The sequence below is a fragment of the Sinorhizobium sp. M4_45 genome, assembly GCF_002885915.1.
GTDB lineage: Bacteria > Pseudomonadota > Alphaproteobacteria > Rhizobiales > Rhizobiaceae > Sinorhizobium > Sinorhizobium meliloti_A.
Genome location: NZ_NWVE01000003.1, coordinates 384393 through 406518 on the forward strand (window position 1 = coordinate 384393; position 22126 = coordinate 406518).

At 63.4% G+C, this 22126-nt stretch carries 17 protein-coding genes; 4 read left to right on the plus strand and 13 right to left on the minus strand.

Features of this window, described 5'->3' with window-relative positions:
• Positions 1-33 precede the first annotated feature (33 nt).
• The 4 genes from CN933_RS12040 to CN933_RS12060 all read left to right on the plus strand — a co-directional run bounded on the left by CN933_RS12040 (position 34) and on the right by CN933_RS12060 (position 5693).
• Positions 34-1131, plus strand: coding sequence for an HlyD family secretion protein (locus tag CN933_RS12040; RefSeq protein ID WP_026168731.1), 1098 nt, complete (start codon positions 34-36; stop codon positions 1129-1131).
• Positions 1128-2780 (plus strand): MFS transporter, encoded by a 1653-nt coding sequence (locus CN933_RS12045; RefSeq protein ID WP_102761622.1) that lies wholly within the window; start codon positions 1128-1130, stop codon positions 2778-2780. Before CN933_RS12040 ends, CN933_RS12045 begins: the two co-directional genes overlap by 4 nt.
• Positions 2781-2931: 151 nt before the next feature.
• The gene (locus CN933_RS12055; RefSeq protein WP_102761623.1) at positions 2932-4626 is read left to right on the plus strand and encodes a M20/M25/M40 family metallo-hydrolase; all 1695 of its coding nucleotides are present in this window, start codon (positions 2932-2934) and stop codon (positions 4624-4626) included.
• Positions 4627-4886: 260 nt separating this feature from the next.
• Positions 4887-5693 (plus strand): glucose 1-dehydrogenase, encoded by an 807-nt coding sequence (locus tag CN933_RS12060; RefSeq protein WP_102761624.1) that lies wholly within the window; start codon positions 4887-4889, stop codon positions 5691-5693.
• A gap of 214 nt (positions 5694-5907) precedes the next feature.
• Here the strand turns inward: CN933_RS12060 and CN933_RS12065 are convergent, their stop codons facing one another.
• The 13 genes from CN933_RS12065 to CN933_RS12125 all read right to left on the minus strand — a co-directional run bounded on the left by CN933_RS12065 (position 5908) and on the right by CN933_RS12125 (position 22054).
• Entirely contained in the window at positions 5908-7176 is a 1269-nt protein-coding gene (locus CN933_RS12065) for a TRAP transporter large permease (protein ID WP_018096226.1), read from the minus strand.
• A complete protein-coding gene (locus tag CN933_RS12070) occupies positions 7173-7667 on the minus strand; it encodes a TRAP transporter small permease (protein ID WP_102761625.1) in 495 nt (164 codons plus the stop codon). The genes CN933_RS12065 and CN933_RS12070 overlap by 4 nt, the downstream gene beginning before the upstream one ends.
• 76 nt (positions 7668-7743) lie before the next feature.
• Positions 7744-8703 (minus strand): TRAP transporter substrate-binding protein, encoded by a 960-nt coding sequence (locus CN933_RS12075; RefSeq protein ID WP_102761626.1) that lies wholly within the window; start codon positions 8701-8703, stop codon positions 7744-7746.
• 184 nt (positions 8704-8887) lie between these two features.
• Positions 8888-9829, minus strand: coding sequence for an ABC transporter permease (locus tag CN933_RS12080; protein WP_102761627.1), 942 nt, complete (start codon positions 9827-9829; stop codon positions 8888-8890).
• Positions 9822-12302 carry an ATP-binding cassette domain-containing protein gene (locus tag CN933_RS12085; protein ID WP_102761628.1) on the minus strand — a complete coding sequence of 827 codons (2481 nt, stop codon included), beginning with the start codon at positions 12300-12302 and terminating at the stop codon, positions 9822-9824. Before CN933_RS12085 ends, CN933_RS12080 begins: the two co-directional genes overlap by 8 nt.
• A 71-nt stretch (positions 12303-12373) precedes the next feature.
• On the minus strand, positions 12374-13414 hold the full coding sequence (locus CN933_RS12090) for an ABC transporter substrate-binding protein (RefSeq protein WP_102761629.1): 1041 nt from the start codon (positions 13412-13414) through the stop codon (positions 12374-12376).
• Positions 13415-13496: 82 nt separating this feature from the next.
• The gene (locus CN933_RS12095) at positions 13497-14798 is read right to left on the minus strand and encodes a four-carbon acid sugar kinase family protein (RefSeq protein ID WP_102761630.1); all 1302 of its coding nucleotides are present in this window, start codon (positions 14796-14798) and stop codon (positions 13497-13499) included.
• The gene (gene apnL / locus CN933_RS12100) at positions 14795-16615 is read right to left on the minus strand and encodes a D-apionate lactonase (protein WP_020487490.1); all 1821 of its coding nucleotides are present in this window, start codon (positions 16613-16615) and stop codon (positions 14795-14797) included. Before apnL ends, CN933_RS12095 begins: the two co-directional genes overlap by 4 nt.
• Positions 16608-17645 (minus strand): Gfo/Idh/MocA family protein, encoded by a 1038-nt coding sequence (locus CN933_RS12105; RefSeq protein ID WP_102761631.1) that lies wholly within the window; start codon positions 17643-17645, stop codon positions 16608-16610. Before CN933_RS12105 ends, apnL begins: the two co-directional genes overlap by 8 nt.
• 11 nt (positions 17646-17656) lie before the next feature.
• Complete coding sequence (locus CN933_RS12110) at positions 17657-18484, minus strand: phosphogluconate dehydrogenase C-terminal domain-containing protein (RefSeq protein WP_102761632.1); 828 nt, start codon at positions 18482-18484, stop codon at positions 17657-17659.
• Between the two features lie 26 nt (positions 18485-18510).
• Positions 18511-19491 carry an ABC transporter permease gene (locus CN933_RS12115; RefSeq protein WP_102761633.1) on the minus strand — a complete coding sequence of 327 codons (981 nt, stop codon included), beginning with the start codon at positions 19489-19491 and terminating at the stop codon, positions 18511-18513.
• A complete protein-coding gene (locus CN933_RS12120) occupies positions 19488-21008 on the minus strand; it encodes a sugar ABC transporter ATP-binding protein (protein WP_102761634.1) in 1521 nt (506 codons plus the stop codon). Before CN933_RS12120 ends, CN933_RS12115 begins: the two co-directional genes overlap by 4 nt.
• Before the next feature lie 8 nt (positions 21009-21016).
• Positions 21017-22054 carry an ABC transporter permease gene (locus CN933_RS12125; RefSeq protein WP_127708106.1) on the minus strand — a complete coding sequence of 346 codons (1038 nt, stop codon included), beginning with the start codon at positions 22052-22054 and terminating at the stop codon, positions 21017-21019.
• Positions 22055-22126: the final 72 nt, after the last annotated feature.

Genomic DNA, 22126 nt, shown 5'->3' on the forward strand with positions numbered 1-22126 from the left:
CTGCGGCAACCGGCACCAACAGGAATTGAGAAGATGAAATCGCTCGAGGACAAGATCGCGATCATCACCGGCGCAAGGTCCGGGAACGGTGTCGCCGTGGTACGACCCGACAGGAAAAAGATGATCGGCCTGGCGCTGTGCCTGGGGGCGGCCGTCGTCGTGGTTGCCGGATGGGCCTGGGCCCGCGAGAGCGGAGCGGCGTCGACAGACAACGCCTATGTCCGGGGGGATGTTACCGCGATTGCCCCAAAGGTCGCGGGCTACGTCACGGCGGTCGAAGTCGAGGACAACCAGGCGGTCCGGGCGGGTGAGGTGCTCTTCCGGATCGACGATCGGGACTACCGCGCAAAGCTCGCGCAAGCGGTGGCCAATGTCGAAGCGGCCAAGGCGAGGCTGGCCAACGTCGATGCGGAGATGGCGCTTCAGCATTCCCTGATCCGCCAGGCCGAAGCGCAGCGACGTTCGGTCGTGGCCGAGTTGAACTTGGCGACCAAGGCCTCTGACCGCCGCCGCGAGCTTATCCGCAGCAACACTATCAGCCAGGCACATGTCGATGAAAGCGACGCGGCGAAATCGAGGGCCGAGGCGAACCTGTTGGCGGCTTCCGCAACGGTGGAGGCTCAGCAGCAGCGCATCGCCGTGCTTGCCGCACAACGCGAAGCCGCGGTTGCTGCGGTGGCGCAGGCGGAGGCCGCGCGCGACCTCGCCGGGATCGATCTCGAGAGCACCGTGGTGCGCGCGCCCGTCGGCGGCGTCATCGGCAACCGGCAGGTCCGCGTCGGCCGGCTCGTTGCGCCGGGCGCTTCGCTGCTCGATATCGTTCCGCTCGGCAATGTATGGATCGTCGCGAATTTCAAGGAAACCCAGCTCGAAAATATCCGGCCCGGTCAGCGTGCCAGCATCACCATCGATGGTTACCCGAGCGGAACGCTTGAAGGCGTGGTCGACAGTTTTGCGCCCGGCAGCGGCTCTGCCTTCAGCCTGCTGCCCGCAGACAACGCCACGGGGAACTTCGTCCGCGTCGTCCAACGCGTTCCGGTGAAGATCCGGTTTGCCGGCAATCCGCTGTCGGGCCGCCTCGTGCCGGGCCTGTCGGCGCGCGTCGAGATCGATCTGGAGAGCGGTTCATGACCATCGCCACCGCCACGCCGGGCCGCGACACATCCATGGCAGGCGGTCTTCTCGTCGCCGGCATAGTCCTTGCGACGCTGACCGAGGCGATCGCCAGCACCGTGCTCTCGCTCGGGCGCGGCGATATCATCGGCGACACATATGCGACGCCCGACGAGTTCGCCTGGTTGGATGTCGGCTACACGGCTTTCAAGCTTATCGGGTTCATGGCCGCCTCGTGGCTGATGAACCGCTTCGATCCGCGCAGTCTGATCGTCGGCTCGACACTGGTAATGGGCATGGCGTGCGGCATCGCCGCCATGACGGCCCGGCTGGACCTTCTCGTCGCCCTTCGAATGATTCAGGGCTTTTCCGGCGGCACCCTGCTCGTTGGAGGCCAGGCGATCATCTTTCTCGCTTTTCCGCGGTCCCGCCAGCCGGTCCTCCAGGCCCTGTTCGCGATGGGGTCCGTCGTCGCTCCCGCGACGATCGCCCCGGCGCTCCAGGGCTGGCTGCTCGATAGCCAGTCCTGGACATGGATCTTCTTCAGCATCGTTCCGCTGGCGCTGGCGGCTGCCGGGCTTCTGCTAATCGCGCAAGCCCCGATGCCCGCACGAGGCGGGCGGCGGCCGTTCGACTGGATCGGCTTGTCCCTGATTTCCATTGCGCTCTTCTGTTTCACCTACGTGTTCAGCCAGGGCAGCCGGTGGGACTGGTTGGAAGAGCCCCGGATCCTGTGGCTGGCCGTGATCGGTACAGCCACGCTTCTGGCCTTTCTCGGTCAGCAGGTGCTCGCCGAGGGACAGGGCCTGTTGGACTTTACCCTGTTCGAAACGGAGGATTTCTGCTTCGCCTTCATCGTCAGTTTCGTCGCCGGCGCCGCATTGTTCGGGAGCGCGTTCCTGATCCCGTCCTTTGCCGTGGCCGTCCTTGCCTTCACGCCGACAGACGCCGGGCAGCTCCTGTTGCCGAGCGGTGCGCTCTTCATCGGTGCGCTCCTCATCGCCGCCTTTCTCATGCAGCTCCGCCGTGTTCCTCCTGTCGCCACCGTGCCCTTCGGCATCCTGATGATCATGGCGGCGATGTGGATGCTTTCCGGGTCGACCAGCGAAAGCGGCGCGGGCGACATGATGGCTGCCCTCCTTTTGCGCGGTGCCGGCCTTGGCTTCCTTTTCCTGTCCATCACCCTGATCGCTTTCAGCAATCTCAACAGCCGCAATCTCGCCTCCGGCATCGGCCTCTTCAATACGGGCCGCCAGCTCGGCGGCCTCGCAGGGGTCGGCGCACTCCAGACGCTGATCGAGCACAACGTCTCCCACAACCTCGCAGTCCTCGGCGCCAGCGTCACCGCAGGAGCCCCCAGGGTCGCCGAGCGGCTGACGACCACCGCTGGCATGCTGACGGCAAAAGGAATGGACGCGGCTGCCGCAAGCCGCGGGGCGGCGAGCCTCCTCGGCCGGGCTGTGGCAAGTCAGTCCACCGTAATCGCCTTCGACACCGCCTTCAACGCGATCGCCCTCCTCTTCGTCATCGCCGCCCCCGTGCTGGTCGGCATCAAGATCGGCCTCTCGCGCTATGCGAAAGCGCGTGCTGAAAAAGGCCGCGCCGGTGTGGCGGCCAAACCATCGGGTCACCGGACCTTTCCGACCAAGCGCGTCCCAGCATCATAAAGGTCTCGCTTTTCGAGACACCGTCAGTTACCCGTACCGTCGAGATCAGCTCGTTCAGTTCCAACGCAATCATGTCCCCCGCACCGTTGGTGAAGACCGAATGCGTGGGCTCTTTCGAAGGTACCTGTCGAACTGAAGACGGAGAATTGCGATGACGAGTGCACAAGAAAAGACTGCCTCTCGGGCTGGAAGTCGGATCGACAGCAAGCGCGTCCGGCAATTCGCTCTGCGCATGACGTCCTGGCCGAGCGAAACCGGCACGCCGGGTGAAGCATCCTTCGCGGATCGCCTCCATGGTCTTCTTGGCGAACTCCCCTATTTTCGGGAGCATCCGCAGGACCTGCGCCTCGTCGCAAGTCACGGCGAACCGCTGACCCGCAATGTCGTTGCGCTCGTTCGCGGCACGGGTAAGCGAACGCTGGTCATGGCCGGCCATTTTGACACGGTTTCGACCGACAACTATCACGAGCTCAAGGCCCTCGCATGCGACAGCCTGGCGCTCAAGGATGCACTCATCGAAAGCCTGTCGGCGCGCACCGACCGATCCGAACAGGAAGAGCGGGCCTTGCAGGATCTGGCGAGTGGCGACTTCCTCCCCGGCCGCGGTCTGCTCGACATGAAGAGCGGACTCGCCGTGGCCATCGCCTGTCTCGAACAATTCGCGGCCGACACGGACCGACAGGGCAATCTCATGCTGGTCGCCACCCCCGACGAGGAACGCGAAAGCCGGGGAATGCGATCGCTCCGGGATGCGTTGCCCGGTCTGGTCAGGGATTTCGACATCGAAATCGCCGGGGGCATCAACCTCGACGTGACCTCGGATCAGGGCGACGGCAGCGAAGGACGGGCCGTCTACGCCGGCACGATTGGCAAGCTTCTACCCTTTGCCCTGGTGATCGGCTGCAGCTCTCATGCGAGCTATCCGTTCGAAGGGGTGAGCGCACAGGCCATCGCGGCTGGGATCCTGGCACGCCTGGAAGGGAACGCCTCTCTGGCGGATCGAGACGACAACGACATCTCGCCGCCGCCGATCTGCCTCGAGGCGAAGGATCTGCGCGACGGTTACGAAGTGACGACGCCGGAGCGTTTCTGGATCGCTTTCAACTGGCTCTACCATTCGATGACGGCGGACGCACTCTTTGCGCGCTTCCGAGAGGAAGTGCTGACCGGGGCGAACGAGGCCGTCGAGAAGTTTGCGGCACAGTCGGCGGAATACGGCAAGCTCGTCGGCGGAAGTGCGGGCGCCATACCGGCGAGGCCGCGCCTCCTGTCGTTCAAGGATTTGCGGGCGGCGGCAGCACGCGTCTTCGGAGACGGCTTTGAAGCCCTCTATGCCGAGAAGGAACGAGAATTCTCTCAGAGCGACAATCCGCTCGTCGCTACGCGGCAACTGACGGAGTGGCTCGTCGGTCTCGCGCGCCTTTCCGGCCCCGCCATCGTCATCGGCTTCTCCGGCCTGCAGTATCCGCCCAGCCATCTGCGCCTGACCGAAGGGAACGACCGCTCCCTTGATCAGGCGATCGAGAAAGCCCGTGCCGGTCTTGGCAACGATCCCGCGCGAAGCCTCGTCTGGAAGCCGCATTTCTACGGAATCTCGGACATGAGTTTCCTCGGGCTTGCCGCAAGCGGCAGCCAGGTCGTTTCGGACAACACCCCGATCGCGCGCCTGGTCGATCGGCCACCCGAGAACGCGCTGCGGTTCCCGACAGTCAATCTCGGGCCTTGGGGACGAGAGTTCCACCAGAAGTTCGAGCGCGTCCATGAACCCTATGCCTTCGGGGTTCTCCCGGATATCGTCTCCGAAATCGCCAGGACCTTCCTCGGCGACCACGGTCACCGAGACTGACGCTGCACGCAGATCGGCAGGAAATCGTCAGCCAACCCTCGCGAGGATTCCCGCCGCGCGACAGCAAGCCTTTGGGAATGTTCTGCTTTCTCGCGCGCATCCCCGCCGGCCTCTGGGGCCGACCCGAGGACTTTGCCGGCCCGCCGGTCAGGAACTGTACCGCCGCCCTGTTTGCTCCTATGTTCGGGGTGGCAGCGGAGCCAAAGCTGCGCCATGCCCCCCGTGCCGAGAGTGGCACGCCCGCCCAAGGAGCCCGACACATGATAGATGGTGCCTCAAACGCCGCGCCGCGGATAAATGGCCTTCCCGCACTTTTCGATCTGAGCGGCCGGATTGCCCTTATTACCGGATCGAGCGGCGGGCTCGGCCTCACCATGGCGCGCGCTCTTTGCGAGGCGGGGGCGTCAGTCATCCTCAACGGTCGCGACGAGGCGCGCCTTGCCGGTGCACGGGCGGAACTCGAAGAGCACGGCTTCACCGTGGGAGCCTCGGCCTTCGACGTGACCAAGTCGGCCGAGATCGGCCAAGCGGTGGCCGATATTCTCGCCGAGCGAGGCCGTATCGACATTCTGGTCAACAATGCCGGAATACAGCACCGCACGCCGCTTCACGAATTCCCGGAAGATGCCTTCAGGCGCGTCATCGAAACCAATCTGACGAGTGCCTTTCTCGTCGGCCAGGCGGTCGTTCAGGGGATGATCGAACGCCGCGAGGGGACGATAATCAATATCTGTTCTGTGCAGAGCGAACTCGCGCGTCCCTCGATCGCGCCCTATGCTGCGTCTAAAGGCGGGCTCAAAATGCTGACTAAGGGCATGGCGCTCGACTGGGGCCGATACGGCATCCGCGTCAACGGGCTTGCGCCGGGCTACTTCAAGACGGAACTGAACAGTGCGCTGGTTTCGGACGAGAAGTTCTCGACATGGCTCGAGCAGAGAACGCCGCTTGGCCGCTGGGGCGATACCGGCGAGCTGGCAGGGGCCGCCGTATTCCTGGCATCGGCCGCATCGAGCTTCGTCACCGGTCACATACTCTATGTCGACGGTGGCATCACCAGCTGCCTTTGAAACAGGCATTTTTCCATTGCAACCGAAAGAAGGCCGTGAGGACGCTTCCAAGCGCTATGGCATCAATCAGAAGACGGCGCCAAGTGGCGCAAGCGAACGTCGTTCGAGGACCTTCCAACCGGTCCGAGGATCCCGCGACCGGGAAGCGCTCCGGGAGCTGCCGATCCGCATCGACAGCCTTCTTAATGACCGGGGGAGATATGAGGGGCGACGTTCACATTCGAGATGGCAACCACGTCGCGATCGCAGGGACGAAGATAACGAGTACAGCCAGCGCGGCGAGCGCCACAACGAACGGCAAGACAGCTTTGGAGCCTTCCAGCAAATTCACTCTTGCAATGCCGCAACTGATGAAAAGGCTGGCGCCGACCGGGGGAGTTATTAGGCCGATTGCGAGCCCCATGACCGTTATGATGCCGAAATGGACCGGGTCGATGCCTACCTTCTGCGTAAGGGGCCAGAGGACCGGCACGAGAATGATGATTGCGGCTCCGAGATCCAGGACGGCACCGGCAACCAGATAGAGCGCGAGGATGAGCAGGAGGAGGATCTGCGGATTCGTGGTGATCTGCAGGATCATCTCGGCTGCCTGCTGCGGTATCTGCTCACGGGTAATGATCAGCCCATAGAGTGTTGCGCCGGCGATCAGCAGCATCACGATCCCGGTCGTCATTGCCGCGTCGAGCACGATGCGCGGCAGGTCCCGGACGTGGATTGTACGGTACACCACCATGCCAACAACGAGTGCATATGCGACGGCGATGACGGACGCTTCCGTCGGGGTGGCGATGCCGTAGCGAATGGAGCCGATGATGATGACCGGCATGACGAGGCCCCACAAGCTGGCGCGGAAGGCCTTGAGGAACGAGGCAAACTGCGGCTTCGGCCCCCGGGGATATCCGGCACCGACCGAGCAGAGCCAAGCCACAGTGATCAGCGTCGCGGCCATGAGCAGACCCGGTACGAGCCCCCCGACGAAGAGCCTGCTGACCGATGCACCGGTCACCACGCCGAATATGATCAGCGGTACCGAAGGGGGGATGAGAACCGAGATGAGCGAACCGGACGCCACGACGGCAGCCGAGAAGCTGCGTGCGAAGCCCTTATTGACCATTTCGGGGATCATGACGCCACCGATGGAGGATGCCTCGGCGACGGCCGAGCCAGTCATGCCGCCCATAATCGTGCCGCCGCCAATGCTCGCATGGGCGAGGCCGCCGCGCATCCAACCCAGGGTCGCGTTGGCGAGATTCATGATGTCTCGCGCAATCCCGCTCTTGGACATGAGATGACCTGCCAGCAGGAAAAAGGGAATGGACAGCAGGATAAAGCTGTCGATTGCGGCCGTCATGCGCTGCCCTACCAGCGCCGGCGGGATCCCGCCGTAGAGGATGGCGGCGAGCGAGGCCAGGATCAAGGCAAAGGAAACCGGGACGTTAATGAGAAGAAGGGCGATGAACCCCAGGCCGAGGATTGCCGTCACTGTGTTTTCTCCGAAAGATCGAGCGCGCTGTCGCGCTTGCCCGTGATCCAGGCACTGACAATGTCGCAGGCGATCAACAGGGTCATCACGCTGTAGCCGGCATAGATCCACCCCATTGGTATCTGCAGGATCGGCGAGGGCTGGGTCAGCGCGAGGCGGATCAGGGAAATGTTGGTCCAGAACGTGTAGACGCAGAGCGCCAGCACGAGGCCCTCGACCAGCATTCTGGACCAGCGATGAAGCTCCGGGCTGTCGATGTAAATGACGGCGTCGACCGCGATATGCAGCCGGTATTTCCAGGCGAGCCATGCGGCGAGATAGCTCACCCAGACGAAGATGAACCGTGCCAGTTCCTCGGTCCAGTTCAGCGGGTGATGAAAGAAATACCGGGCAACCACCTGCCCGAGGCAGGCGACGACCATGATGGCGACCCCGATGATCAGCAGAGCCTGCATCAGGCGTTCGATCCATTTCCAGCCAGTTATGAGCATAAGCGTCCCATCTTTTTATTGGGGCGGTGGCGCAAGCCTGCGCCACCGCCCGAGAAGGTCGTGGTTGGGCCTTGCGCTATTGAACCGACTGGATCTTTTCCAGAAGGGCCGGGTCGATGTTCTGTTGCGACGCCGCAAGATCGCGAAGCGCATCCCGGAACGACGTGGTGTCGATTTCGACCACCGTCATGCCCTTTTCCTTCAGCTTGGCGAGATAATCCTTCTCAAGCTCGGCAGCCTTCTCGCGCTGAAATCCGGTTGCCTCGGCGGCTGCTTCGGAGACGGCCGCCTGCTGTTCCGGCGTCAGGCTGTCCCATTTCATCTTGCTGAAAAGCGCAACATGCGGGCCATAGACGTGTCCGGTCAGCATGAGATGGCTTTGAACTTCCCAGAGCGAATTGACGTAGATGACCGTAATCGGGTTTTCCTGCGCATCAATGACGCCTTGGCCAAGGCTGGTGAAAACCTCACCCCAGACCATGGGCACGGGAGATGCGCCAAGTTTCTCGAAGGCGGCCATGTGCACCGGGTTCTGCATGGTCCGCAGCTTGAGGCCCGTCAGGTCTTCCGGCTTGGAGATTTCCTTCTTCGCCGTCAGGTGGCGCCAGCCGTTCTCCCACCAGGCCAGACCGTGAATGCCCCTGGTGTCAAACTTGCCAAGCAGGTCCTTGCCCACATCGCCGTCGAGCGTTGCATAGACGTGCGGGGAATCTCGGAAAAGGAAAGGCAGGTCGACAATGCCGATCTCCGGCGCAAAGGCCAGAAGCGGGCCGGTCGAGACGACCGCCATGTCGACGGAGCCGAACTGCAGCCCCTCGACCATTTCGCGTTCTTCGCCGAGCTGGCGGTCGGGGTAGACTTCGACTTTCACTTCACCATTCGTCTTTTCGCTCACGAGTTCGGCAAAGCGAACGAGCGCGAAATGCGTCGGGTGGCCCGTCGTTGTGCCGTGCCCTGCTTTGATGACGGTTTCGGCAGCGGCAGGAAGCGCCAGTGTGGTTGCAAGTGCGGCGGCGCACAACAGACGTCTGAACATGAAGATTCCTCCCAGTTGGGCGGGGGTCCTCCTCAGACTCCCCGCGAAGATGTATGCTTATAGGCTTATCATACGAGTGTACTGTGCTCTCGATGATCTTTGGCGTCAGAACCCCCCAATTTCCGGGCCGGAAGTTCGGGCGTACTTGCCTCCCGGTCCGAGATCGGGAGGCGGTGAAAGACTTCTATCGCATCCTCCCTCCCGGGCCGGCCACGGCGAGAACGGCGATGATGACGACGCCCTGAAGAATATCCTGGATACCGGGGGGCAACCCCGCGATCTGCAGGGTGGTAACGATCATCACGAGAAGAACCGCCCCGAAGAGCGTGCCCATTGCAGTTGCACTGCCGCCGGCGATCAAGGTTCCGCCGAGCACGACGGCGCCGACGGATTGCAACAGATACGGCGTGCCCATCTCGAGAAATGCACCTGCGGCGTAGCCGGAAAGCAGCATTCCGGTCAGTGCGGAGAGAAGTGCGCTTGTCACGAATGTCGAGCAGACGATGCGGCCGGTGCGGATGCCGGTGAGGCGTGCGGCCTGGACGCTCTGGCCGAGCGCGAGCAGCTTTCGACCATGGGCGGAAAAGCCAAGCATCAGGCCGATGAGGATGGTCAGGGCCAGTACGATGAGGAAGATCAGCGGGAAGCCGCCGATTTTGGCGGTAGCAAGCCATGCCAGAAGGGGCGGTGTCCCCATGCGCGTCACCATCGCATTCACGACGAGGGTGAGGGATGCAAGGATGTAGCCGGTTGCAAGCGTCGCGATCATGGCCGGGATGCGCATCAGGACGACAAGTCCCGCGTTGACGAGGCCTATCGCCAGCGCGGTGCCAAGGACGGCGCCGGTGGCCGCCGGAAGGCCGGCATCGGTGCCGCCTGACATCACGACCGAGATGTAGGCGCTCAAGGTCACGGTGCTCGGGATCGAAAGATCGATGTTGCCGCGGCCCGTCGTGATGACGAGCATCTGGCCAAGGGCCGGAAACAGCAGAAAGGACGCTGAGGTCGCCACGCCCGTCAGGCTGTAGATGCTCAAGCGCTCCGTCAGCATGACGAGGGCTGCCCATAACAGCAGGATGCCGGCAAGCGGCAGGACCCAGCGGCGCTCCGCGATCTGATCAAGCATTTCTGTGCCTCCTGACGAGAAGCGCCTGGAACCCGAGGATCAGGATCAGCAATCCTCCCTGGACGGCGGCGTTTACATCTGTGCTGACCCCGAGGGAGGCGAGAAGCGCGCCGATCAGGGAGAGCGTCACGGCCCCTGCTACGACGCCAGCCGGCGCGATCATGCCGCCGAGCAGCTGGCATCCCCCCATGACGACCGCAGCAATGCTCAGAAGCGTAAAGGATGAGCTCGCATTGATATCGCTGGCATTGTTGGTGGCGGTGACATAGAGCCCGGCCACCATTGCGAAGATGCAGGCGATTGCATAGCGATAGACGGCGTATCGGACGGGCGACCAGCCCGCACGTGTAAGCGCCGAAGCATTGGCGCCGAACCCGCGCAGGATGGTGCCGAGGGCCGATCCGTCGACGAAGAGCGCGGCCGCGGCCGCGAGGAGGATGAGAGCGAGGGGGGGCGGCAATCCCGGAATGCTCCACGAAAACAGCGCCGTCAGCCATTCCGGACTGCTGCCTCCGGGAGACGCTTGCAGCGTCTGCCCCGTCCCGATCCAGATGAAGGATGCGCCGAGCGTCACGACGATGGCAGGGATGGCGCGCGCCTGGATGAGGATGCCCATGAGGGCATAGCCGGCAAGGCCGGCCGTTAGCGCCGCAGCGCCGAGGAAGGGGCTGGCCACCAGCAGCGTAGCGCTGATGACGTTGACGAGGCCGGCAAAGGCGCCCGCGCCAAGATCGATCTCACTGCCGCCCACCACGAACATCTGGGCAAGGGCGATGAGCACGAGCGGCACGGCAGGTGCCAGAAGGAGTTCCAGGCCGAAGGAGGATGCGACCAGCGGGTTCTTCATCGACATCGCGGCGAAGACGAGGATAAGGCTGGCAAACGGGATGGCCTTCATGATCGTGGGGCCGAGGCGTCGCGGCGCGTTTCCGTCCTGTCCCGGTTCTTCGCTCGTCTTTCCGTGCTCGGCAAAGGACGATGCGACGATGGTGTCCTCGTCAATGTCCGTTCCGTGCAGTTCCCGGATGATGCGGTTCTTGGAAAAGACGAAGACGCGGTCGCATTCCAGGAATTCGAGATCTTCGGTCGAATACCAGATCACGAGGCGGCCGGCCTTCGCGATCTCTCGCACCAGGCGATAGAAGTCACGCTTCGCCCCTATATCGACGCCGCGAGTGGGGTCGTCGAGCAAAAGGACGTCGAAATCATCAGCGAGTGCCCGGGCAACGAGCGCCTTCTGCTGGTTGCCCCCGCTGAGTTCCAGAATTTTCGAGCCGAGGCGATTTTCATCGAGCCGAAGCCTTGCGGCAAGCGAGGCAGCGGCGGGGCGTTCGACTGCATCGCGAACCGCAGCGAAAGGACCGCGTGCCGCAATGCTGCCGATGGAAATATTCTGCAGCACCGTCCAGAGCGGAAAGACGCCCTCATTGGCCCGATCGCCGGATATGTAGCGGACGCGGCTTCCGGGTTTGAGGCCGCTCGTCCGGGGCTGCGAGAAGAGAGCCTGGAGCAGAGCTCGCTGGCCGCTGCCTTCGAGGCCGGCGAGGCCGACAACTTCACCACTCCGGAGTAGGAGAGCCCCCACCTGTTCCGTTGTGCGGGAGCGATCGAGCGTCACGAGAGCGTCGCCCGTGGCGGCCGCTCCGCTCCGCGCTTCGCGCTGCGGTGTGTCGTGCGCGCCGGGGCCGCCCATCGCCTCCACCATTTGCGGAACGGAGGCCTCTGCCGAAATCGCGCGCCAGACGATCTGCCCGTTCCGCATCGCGATGACGCGGTCCGATACGTCCAGCACCTCCGCCAGTTTGTGGCTGATGAAGATGGTGGCCAGGCCTTCCGACGCTCGCTGCCGGATGTAGCGGCGAAGCTGCGCGCTGCGCTCGGCGCCAAGCGAGGACGTCGGCTCATCGAGGATGAGGAGGCGCAGCGAAGGGTCGGCGGCGACGCGGGCAATTTCGACCATCTGCCGTTCGGCAAGGCTGAGATCGGCGACGAGCGCGCTGGTGGAAACTTGTGCGCCGGGAAAGATCGCCTCGATGCTGGCGCGGGCGAGGTTGTGATAGACGCGGCGCCATAGCGGACGGCGGCCGGCAAGCTCCGGGCGTTCAACGTAGAAATTGTCAGCGACGCTGAGATTGCCGCAAAGCGACAGTTCCTGCCAGACGATCCGGACGCCCTGGCTCTGCGCAACACGCGCCGAGAACCTGTGGGGATCGAGGGCAGTGCCGTTCCAGTGCACCGAGCCCTCGTCCGGCCGCGTCACACCGCAGACGATGCGCATCAGGGTGCTCTTGCCTGCACCGTTGGCGCCGATCAGGCCGATGACCTCGCCGGGGTGGACGTCCAGCGTGAGATTGTCATTGGCACGGGTGCTGCCATAGGCCTTGCCGATGCCCCGAAGCGAAAGCAATGCGGGTCGGTCACCCTCTGACGGGCGATAGTCCTCAGCTGGGGATATGGCGGCAGTCGGCTGCATGCTAGGTCCTCTTATGTCGCGAGATGTCCCGCCGCCGCATTGCGAGGGCGGAACATCTCTTCCTGCGCTTTTTATTTTGCTGTCTTGATCAGGTTCTCGTTCACCCATTCCTGGCTGAAGCTCGGGCTGATGATGAGGCCGGGCTTCAGGTCTTTCGCGGTCTCTGCGAGGTTGCTTTCGTCAACGGTGGCAACCGGCATGGTCATCTCCTTGGCGGGCGTCGCGCCCTTGACGATCTCGTAGGCAAGCCAGAATGCGGCGCCGCCGATGCCGGGCGTCGTGTTCATGGATGTCGTCTTGTAGCCCTTGGCTGCCTGTTCGGCCCACCAGATCACGAAATCGCTGGAGCCACCGCCCTCGATGACCGGGAGCTTTTCAGCATAAGGACCGCCGGCCTGAACGAAGGCCTGCGCAATGCCATAGTCGTCGCTGCCGCCCTGGCCGAGAACCGCGTCCACCTGGCCGAGGCTCGGCAGGACATTGGCGATTGCCGACTGCGCGACGGATGCCGTGGCTTGCCCGAAAACTTCGGCAACGACCTTGACGTCCGGATTGGCGTCTAGAACGGCTTTCTGGGCGCTGTACATCAGGTTGTCGGGACCGGAACCCTTGACGCCGCGCACAACGATGACGTTGCCCTTGTTGCCGATCAGTTCGAGCGTCTTCTTGGCCTGTTCGGTCTTGTAGCCCGTGAAGTCGAAGGAGAGCTTGTAAGCGCAGTCTGCTGTCAGGAGCGAATCGAACGCGATGATCTTGATGCCGGCGGCGCATGCCTTCTCGGCAAGGCCGTTCAGCGCGGTTTCCGAGGCGGCGTTGATGGCGATCGCATCCACGCCGCGCAGGATGAGCTCCGCCATCTGGCTGTTCTGCTGGTTGACGCTGCCATCGCCGTTCAGCACGACGAATTCGGCGATCTTGCCGTCGGCCTTGGCTTTTTCAGCCTCGGCTGTGAAGGCGTCGACCATCTGGCGGCGCCAGGTGTTGCCGTAGAACGAGTTGGACAAGGCGATTACCGGCTTGTCTGGCGAGGCGACGGCGACCTGAGGTGCTATCGCCAGCATCGAAATCGATGCCAGGCAGGCGAATGTGAAGCTGCGACGCAATGTGGACATGGAGACCTCCCGTTCCGTGTGTCAGGCCGTCTTTCCGCGATCGAAAGACTGCCTGGGTTTCTGCTAAGTTTCCCTTGGCGGATCAGATGTCGCGAACGACCGTAAAATAGGCATCCGTGCCTACCTGGCCGCCCTTGAATGCGATCTCTAGTTGTTCTCCCTCCGTCTTCAGGAATCCGGTGCAAAGCGGCGAGCCGGGGCATGCCGGCAGTGGCGCGAGCAATTCGAGTGCGAGTATGGATAGCTGCTTGATCGCGTGGCTTGACGTGTCGCCACCCGCGACGACGGCTCGCTTGAGGCCGTGGCGACGCACGAGCCCGGCAAGGATCAGTCCCAGCCCCTGTCCGATCAGGTGTCCCTCAAGCCCGGCGACCCGCATGTCTGCAATGCCGAGTGCGGTGTAGAGAAGGGGGCTTCGGCCGCTGCGGAGCACGGCGCTCGCCGCCTCGATGGCGGCTTGAACGGTCGCCTCGGTCTGCGTCGTCAGGGCGGAAGCATCGACATGGATGCCATCGAAGCCGTTGTCGATCGCGTGCCGGATCTGCCGTTCCGTGGTCGGTGAGCAACTGCCGGAGACGACGGCAATCGGCCCCCGGCCGCCCGGGCCCGCAACGGATCGAGCCTCGGCGCTGAGTGGCGTTCCGGCGTCCTTAGCCACGAGCGCGTACTCGACGCCCGAGGAACCGGTGACGAACCGGCACTCTTCTCTGAGCGACCACAGATGGCGGCCCGTTGCGGCCTTGGTTTCCTCGTCGAGCACGTCGAAAAGCAGGATGTCTTCCTGTCTGGCACGCAGCGACAGCTCTTCCGGTGCCAGACCGTTCTTCAGACGCAGGAAGTCGATGAGGCCTATGGACTTGTCCGTCTGGCGGCCGAGATGGACGCGCAGGTCGGCCTCATCCATCGGCGTCACGGGATGGCGGTTCATCACGGGATGCCGATCGATACGAAACACGTCCGGCCCGAAATGGGCATAGAGATTGCCGAAGGCGGTATAGCGCTTGAGTTCCGGCGCGCCGACGACGAGCGGCATGCAGGTCTGCCGGAAGACGGAAGCCGCGATGTCCATCGCCCTGCCGATACTGCCGACGGCGGGGCTGGAATCGAAGGTCGAGCAGACCTTGTAATGGCAGAGGGCCGCGCTGGAATGCTTCATCCATTCAAAGACCGGCGGCAGGTTCTCGTCCATCCACTCCGGCGTTTCGCTGCGGCTGGTGCCGGCAATGCCGATGACCCTTCGGCCAGGGAAGCGTTTCATCTCGTCGGCCGTGGGTATCGCGGTGAAGAGGATCGTCGGCGTGCCACGTGTCGCCAGCGCCTCCATCACATCGGTGGAGCCGGTCAGATCGTCGCCGTAGTAGCAGAGCAGGAGATCACCGCTCACGAGACGCCCTCCAGCCGGTGTTTCGCAATGCCGTAGGGGCCGAGTTCGATGGCTGTCGCACCGTCGACGATGACACGCACCTTGTCAGGGGTGATATTGGCGACGAGCACCGTATCGCCGCCGCCGACGGCGAGAACTCTGCTGGGGTCCGAGCTTTCGATGTGCACGGCGTCACGTCCGGCAAGGGAGCTGATCCACTGTGCCGCCTTGAAGGCCGGATTCGGGCTTCCCGCCTCGAGAACGCCGAAAGGACCCGTCAGACTGCCGAGCGAAAGCACGTCCAGCGATGCGTCGGCCGTCGCCGCGGCATATCCGACCATCCAGGCGGCCGCGAAATCCGTCGGCTGCCGCGGGTCGTCGGCCGTCATCGTCATGCGCCGGCGATCCGGGTTGGCGCTGAGCGATGCGCCATAGGGGTTGCTGCGCATGCCGATGGACGACGGCCCGATCCGGTAGCGCATGTCACCGGCGAAAGCGCGGACGGACGCGGTGATGAAGGGCAGGGCCTCCAGCGTCTCCATCACGCTGCGATCGTCTGCGGCATGCACTAGCGGCGACGTCGTGTGAGTGATGAAGTCAAGCCGATCAAGGGGTGGGCGCTTCCTGTTGAGTTCGGTGAAATAGCTGAACATACCACCGCCGAGCAGCAGGTCCGGGAAGGCCTCTCTTGCAGCCGCATAGACCTCGTCCAGCGCCGGGCAGTCCGGCCATGCGCTACCGGGTGGCGTCGATCTCAGGTCTGGCGCCGGGCTGACAGCGATCGCCGAAAGGCCGAGCCCCGCGTCGCGAACCCGTCGCGCGAGATGGGTCAGTTCAACCCGCGGTGACTGCTCGCAGGCCAGCACATATTCCAGCGTCGCTGCCGCGGGATAGGCCGAGAGGAGGCGGGCATATCCTTCAAGGGCGGAGACGCTGTGCCCGGCCAACGGGTTGAAGGCAAGGATGAGGTGCTGCGGCGCAATCGCCCTCAGTTGATCGATATTGTCCAGCGTATCCGCCAGGTCCTCCGGACGGACGCCAAGGCCAAAGTCCGGGTTGCGGCCGGCTCTGGCGACGGTCGAGAGATTGACGACCTCGTCCCGTTGCGCGTGGGTCTGAACGATGTCCGGCTCCCCGCTGAAGATCACGGTGATTGTCTGGCGCACCGGCACACCTTCGGGGAGCGTGTAGGGCCAGGGCAGGGCGAGGGGGCGGACATAGGTCTTGTAGGAGGCATCCGACCAGTTGCGCTGGTCCTCCATCTCGAACGTGTCGCCATCCATCCGGCACTGCGCCGTCATGCCCGGCGCAATCTCATGGGTGATCGCACGCAGATCGAAGAACGGCTGCGCTGGCGCGATGACATCGGGAAAATGTGCCTCTTCCCTACAGCCGTCCGTGTGTTCGACAACGACCGGCTGCCCTGCCACGCCCACGATGGGGTGGAGGATGCAGAAGCCGCAGCGGTTGGTCACGAAGTCGCCGTTCGGAACGGCCTCTGCATCGAAGACCAGCTTGCCGCCGGCGCTTCCGGAGATATGGACGTCGATGGCGAGGCCGGCGCTATCGCTCTTGCACTCGGCCCTGTAGCGAACAGAAAAGTCGGCCCTGGTTTCCTTGATGCTTAGCCCGGAAATGGCGAGCGCATGATTGCCCCAGTTGGCATCGCGAACGAGATAGGAGATGGCCCGAATCGCTTCCTTGCCATGCCACCGAACGGCACGAAGGTTGCCGTCCTCCAGCTCCACGGACAGTGGTCCGGCTGTCAGGCGCTGGACGGTGCCCGCCTCGTTGTTGCCCGCCTGGGGGGTCGGATAGGCTTCGACCATGTCAGACATCCCTCAACTGGATGGTCGCGCCCGTTGCGGCACTTTCATAGGCGGCATTCACGAGCGCGAAGGTCTTCAGATTGTCGTCACCCGACGCGCTGGGTCTCGTTCCCGCAAGCAGGCACTCTACCCAGTGTTTCTGGATCAGCAGGACGCTCTCCTGCACATTGTGCCAGGGCTTGCTCGCCCAGGGGAGCAGCGGCGGGGAGAGATCGTGTCTTTCGACACCTCCCGTACGGCTGGTGAGCGTGAGCTGGTAGCCGGCAGACAGGCGCAGCGATCCTTCGCTTGCATCGATCTCGACGAGCGTTTGCGGAAAGAGCTCCTCTTCCAGCCTGGTCGCGTAGCTGCAGTCCACAACGGACGTTACGCCGTTTTCGTGGGCCAGCATCATGGTCGCGACGTCCTCGCCGGCGATGTCCGGGTTGACGCGGGCGAGCCGGGCCGTGAGGCCCAGAACGTCGCCGAACAGGAAGCGGGCCACATCAAGGACATGGACGCCAAGATCTTCGACGATGAACCGCTTGCCCGTCGCAAGATAGGGCTGGCCTGCATAGACGTCGAACGCCGACCGGAAGGAGACCCGGCCCCAGAAGGGGCGGCCGATGCGCCCGCTTGCAAGAATATCTCTCACGGCCATGAGGGGCGACTGCCAGCGGAAGTTCTCGTGAACCATCAGCGGAATCCCGGCCTTGTCGCAGGCATCGACGATCGCGCGCGCATCCTCGATGGTCGGAGCGAGAGGCTTCTGGCAAATGGTCGGCAGCTTCCTCGATGCGGCCAGTTCAACGAGCGCGCGGTGGCTGGGAGCGGTCGTGCAGATATCGACGAAGTCCAGGGTTTCCCGCTCCAGCATTTCGGCCGCGTCGGTATAGGTGCGGGAAATTCCGAACGCGGCGGCGACCTCCCCAAGTCGCTCGGCATTGGTATCGCAAAGAGCGACGATGTCGGCGCTGCCATCACGCGCGGCGATGTCGCGCCAGGCATTCAACTGATTGATCGCGAAAAACCCGCAGCCGATGAGGGCGCCATGCAACATGCCGTTCGTCCTCACGTGATCCGCCGAATGCTTTCGGTCAGCTCATCCCGGTTGAAGATGCGCTTCCAGTCATCCTTCATGAGAACGGGGATGCCGAATTCGATCGCCTTGTTGCAGGCATCGGAAAAAACGCCCGGCGTTTCCTCGAAGATCACGGCGCCGAGCACGTTCATGTGGCCGAGCAGGAAGTCGCGAGCCGCCTCCTTTGGAACCCCTCGCGAAACGCACTCGTCCATCGCCTGGCGCATCACCATGAGCAGGCTGGCGCACAATGTTTCCGAAAGGCCCGGCTCCAGCATCGCCATCTGCTCGACGGTGATGCGGTGCGACCGCATGACGGGCGCCCAAATGACTTTGGCGATCTCCTCGCCAAGCGCATAATGCGCCTCCGGTCCCTGCATCAGCGCCGAGACGATGTGCTGCTTTGCAGCCACGCCGCCGAAGAAGTCTCGCTTGGCGGCGGGATCGGTCTCGTCGTTGAAGATCGGTGGATGGCAGGGATGGGTGACGAAATAGGTCAGGTCGCCGCGGTTCGGCAGGTGGCCGGCAAAGGGAGCGGCGGCGTCGAGAATGACAAGCATCGTGCCGGCGGCGAGCTTGTCCGCGATCCCGGCAGCGACCTTGCCTATGGCTGTGTCCGGCACGGCGAGAATGACAGCGTCGGCGCCATCCAGCGCGGCGTCCGCGGGAAGTGTGGAGAGCCCCAGCTCGGTTTGGAGGCGAGCCTTCCCCGCCTCGCTCACTTCCACATGGCGCACGTCGAAGCGCGAGCCTTGGAGATTCTTTGCAAGACGGCAACCCATCTTGCCGCCGGCGCCGAACAGGGCAATCGAAGTCATTGGGAGATGTCCTTTCGTTATTCCGTTCACCTGTCTGTCAGCGGACGGACGGTCCGCCGCTCCAGCTTGTCGATGATCCGTGTGCGCAGGCCGTCGATCGCAACGGCGATGAAGATGATGGCCGCGGTTACCAGCGGGTAGATGTACGGGTCGGCATTGATGATGTTCAGGCCGTTCTGCACGGTCTTGATGAGGATCGCCCCGAACACGGTGCCAATCACGCTGCCCCGTCCGCCAAAGAGCGAGACGCCCCCGAGAACGGCCGCCGCGATTGCCGAAAACTCGATCTGGTCTCCATATTTCGGGCCGACTGCACCGATCTGCGTGATCGAGACGAAGCCGCCAATGCCGGCGCAAAGCCCTGCGATGATGAAGCAGAAGAGGACGATACGGCGAACCGGGAGCCCGGCCTTTCGCGCCGCTTCGGTGTCGCCACCGACCGCATAGACCTGACGGCCGAAGGCGGTCTGATGCAGGATCAGCCAGGCGGCCGCAAATACGGCGACGAAGGCAACGATGGCGGACGGAATGCCGAGCACGGAGGTGCGGTTCAGGTCGGTTATCTGGTCGGGAAACATGAGCGTCCGGGTGTTGGACAGCCACATCGCGATGCCGCGCAGGATGAAGAGCGTGGCGAGTGTCACGATGAAAGAAGCGACGCCGAGCCGGGTTACCACGCTACCATTGACCGCGCCGATGACGCCCGCCATCGCCATGACCGCCAGAAGCCCGAGCGGCCACGGAATGCCGGGCAGGTAGATCGCCAGAACGCTCGCCGTGAGATACATGCTCGCGCCGACCGACAGGTCGATCTGGCCCGTAAGCAGCACGAACGTCATCCCGATGGCCAGGATCGCGATCGGGGTCGCCTGTATGACGATGTTCCGGAAGTTGGCGAAGGCGAGGAAGCGGTCGGAGACGAGCCCGAACAGGATCAGGAGAACGATGAAGAGAATATAGGGCGCGTTCTGCAGGAGCAGCAGGACAAGTCGGTTGCCTGTTTTCATGCCTGCACCTCTCTTGGCCCGGAAAGGCCCGTGGCAGCGGTCATTATGGCCTCCCGGTCGAAGTCACGGCGCGCGAAGCTGCCGGTCAGTTCGCCGCGGTTGATGGTGAGGATGCGGTCCGAAAGGCCGATGAGTTCCTCGATCTCGGACGAGATGAGCAGAACGGCGCTTCCGCTCTCAACGAGGCTGTTGATGATGCGGTAGACTTCCTGCTTCGCCCCGACGTCGATGCCACGCGTCGGCTCGTCGAGGATGAACAGGCGAGGCTGGCGGAGAAGCCATTTGCCGATGACGACCTTCTGCTGGTTGCCGCCCGACAGGTGCTTGACCATCGTGTCGTCGACCTTGGCCGTCGAAAGATGCATCGCGCGGCCCATCTCGGCCGCGACGGTGCTGATCCTCCTTCGATCGACCAGGCCGAATGCGCCGGCGACCGTCGGCAACGAAGCGAGCACCATGTTCTCGGCGATCGTGAAATCCATAACGAGGCCCTCGCCGCGGCGGTCCTCGGTCAGGAACGCGACGCCGGCGGCCATCGCCGTTGCAGGCGTCGGATCGACAAGCAGCCTGCCGTCGATGCGGATTTCCCCGCGCGCAAATCGATCGAGGCCGAACAGCATTCGAGCGAGTTCCGATCGACCGGAACCCATTAGCCCTGCGAGGCCCACGACCTCCCCGGCGCGAATCTCGAAGGTGATGTTTTCCGCCACGCCAGGCTGGCTGAGGCCCGAGACGGAAAGAACGATGTCGCTCGTCGGTTTGACGGAGCGCTCCGGGTAGATGGCGTCGATCGACCGCCCTACCATCAGGGAGATGATGCGCTGCACGTCGATCGCAGTTGTTTCCGCGGTGCCTGCGACATGCCCGTCACGAAGGACTGCGATGCTGTCGCAGACCGCCATCACGTCTTCCAGCGCATGACTGATGTAAATGATGCCGATGCCACGGCTCTTCAGCCGGCCGATGATGGCGAACAGGCGTTCGACTTCCGGGCGCGTCAGAGAGGTGGTCGGCTCGTCGAAAATGATGAGCCTGGCATTGCGCGACAACGCCTTGGCAATCTCGACGAGTTGCCGCTCACCCTGGCTGAGTTTCGACACCGGCGTCGATGGCCGGTGCGAAATATCGACCTGCGCCAGGTACTCTTCCGTCTGCCGCCGGATCTGCGCACGGTTGATGAAGGGCAGGATATTTCGCCGGGGGAACCTGTCGATGAAGAGGTTTTCCTCGATCGTCAGGTTCGGGAAGAGGTTGAGCTCCTGGTGAATGAACGCGATTCCGGCCGCCGAAGCATCCTTCGGATCGGCCGGGGCATAGATAGCGCCATCGAGCCGCATACTCCCGGCGTTCGGCTGGTGGACCCCGCCGAGGATGTTCATGCTGGTCGACTTGCCGGACCCGTTTTCACCGACAAGCCCCAGTGCCTTGCCCTTTTCGACCGAGAAGCCGACGCCGTGCAAGACGGTTACCCCGAAGAACGATTTGGTCAGGCCTTCGACTTCCAGAAGTTTCGTCATCGCCCGTCCTATCGGTTTACCAGGAGGTGATGGCGAAACGTGTCGACCGTCGCTGCAAGCAGGATGACGCCGCCCTTTATGATGTAGATCATGAAGAGCGACGACCCGAGCAGCTTCATCGACGTGTCGATGAGCAGCAGGAAGAGCACGCCGAATACCGTCCAGACGATCTTGCCCTTGCCGCCGAAAAGGCTCGTGCCACCGATGACCACCGCGCCAATGACGTCGAGCAGGATGTTCTCGCCGGCGATCGGGGAGCCGGTCTGCATGCGCGAGGCGTACATCATCGCTGCGACGGAGGCGCAGACGCCGCTGATGAGGAAGGTCAACAGGATGGTGCGGCTGACCGGCACGCCGGAAATCCGGGCGGCGCTGGAATTTGCGCCGACCGCATAGACCCACCGCCCGAACTGTGTGTGCGACAGCAGGACATGGGCAGAAAGGCCGATAGCGACGGCGAGTGCCACCGTGTAGGGAACGCCGAGGACGGCGCCGGTCGCAAAGGACGTGAAGCCCTCCGGAAGATTTGCGATGGAGGACGAGGTCGAATGGAAGGTCACGTACCAGATTGCGAGACCTGCGAAGAACATTCGCGTGGCAAGCGTGACGATGAAGGAGGGCATGTTGAGCTTCACGACGGAGAGCCCGTTGACGGCGCCGACCAGCACCCCGACGGTCAGCATGGCGACAATTGCGGCGGGAACGGCGAGGGCGGAGCCCGCCAGATAGCCGTCCGTGCCCGTCATCACCGAGGCGCCGACGACGGCCGCCATGGAGATGATCGCGGTGATGGAGAGGTCGATGCCGGCAATGATGAGGACGAAAGTCTGTCCGATGCCGACGACCAGCAACGGCATCATGTCGCCCAGAATGTTAGACGCCACCTCCCAGGAAAGGATCTCGGGCACGAAAGGGTAGATTGCCGCTACGTAGACGACGCAGAGGACGAGGACGAAATATTCCGAGAGAAGGATTTTCGCCCAACGCAGTGCTCTCGGTCGCTCCGTAGGTGCCGCAAGCGTGTCGCTTGACGCTGAAAGTGGCATTTCGGCCTCGTTGTCGAACTCATCGAATGGTGGGCGGACACGCGGCTCCACCTGTCTGCTATGGACTGCAGC